Origin of the sequence: Moorena sp. SIO4G3 (assembly GCF_010692305.1) — a bacterium.
Classification (GTDB): Bacteria; Cyanobacteriota; Cyanobacteriia; order Cyanobacteriales; family Coleofasciculaceae; genus Moorena; species Moorena producens_A.
This window is the reverse complement of record NZ_JAAHIG010000013.1, coordinates 47,934-48,779: the sequence shown is the minus strand read 5'-3', so window position 1 is coordinate 48,779 and position 846 is coordinate 47,934. Positions and strand designations below refer to the sequence as shown.

General features: G+C 48.5%; 1 protein-coding gene. It reads left to right on the top strand.

The genetic code is table 11. The features are described 5' to 3' along the window. Positions 1 to 846 (top strand): hypothetical protein (locus F6J99_RS04365; RefSeq protein ID WP_293111862.1); only part of this gene is annotated, 846 nt, incomplete at both ends.

Below are 846 nucleotides of genomic sequence, written 5' to 3'. Positions count from 1 at the left end.
AAGTTGAGATTAGCGAGATTTCCGCTCCTGTGGAAGAGGGAGAGGTTGCAGAGTTTACCATTAATCTCGACACTGTTCCAGCCGGGGCAGTAGAGATCAAGATTACTGCCGATGAGGACAGTGAAATCAGTCTCGATGGGGAGAGCTTCGAGACTGAACTGATGGTCAGCCTCACCGATACTAGCCAGGAAACCATTAAGGTCAAGGCAGTGGATGACACTCTGGTCGAAGGTGAGCAGACCAGCACCATCAGCTACGAGATTACCAGCACTGGGGATTCCGAGAAATATCCCTTGACTCTCAATATCGAATCCACCGAGATCCAGATTACTGATAATGAACCAGTAATCCCTGGTCAAGTTGAGATTAGCGAGATTTCCGCTCCTGTGGAAGAGGGAGAGGTTGCAGAGTTTACCATTAATCTCGACACTGTTCCAGCCGGGGCAGTAGAGATCAAGATTACTGCCGATGAGGACAGTGAAATCAGTCTCGATGGGGAGAGCTTCGAGACTGAACTGATGGTCAGCCTCACCGATACTAGCCAGGAAACCATTAAGGTCAAGGCAGTGGATGACACTCTGGTCGAAGGTGAGCAGACCAGCACCATCAGCTACGAGATTACCAGCACTGGGGATTCCGAGAAATATCCCTTGACTCTCAATATCGAATCCACCGAGATCCAGATTACTGATAATGAACCAGTAATCCCTGGTCAAGTTGAGATTAGCGAGATTTCCGCTCCTGTGGAAGAGGGAGAAGTTGGGGAGTTTACTATTAATCTTGACACTGTTCCAGCTGGGGCAGTAGAGATTACTATCAAAGCTGATGACAACAGTGAAATCAGTC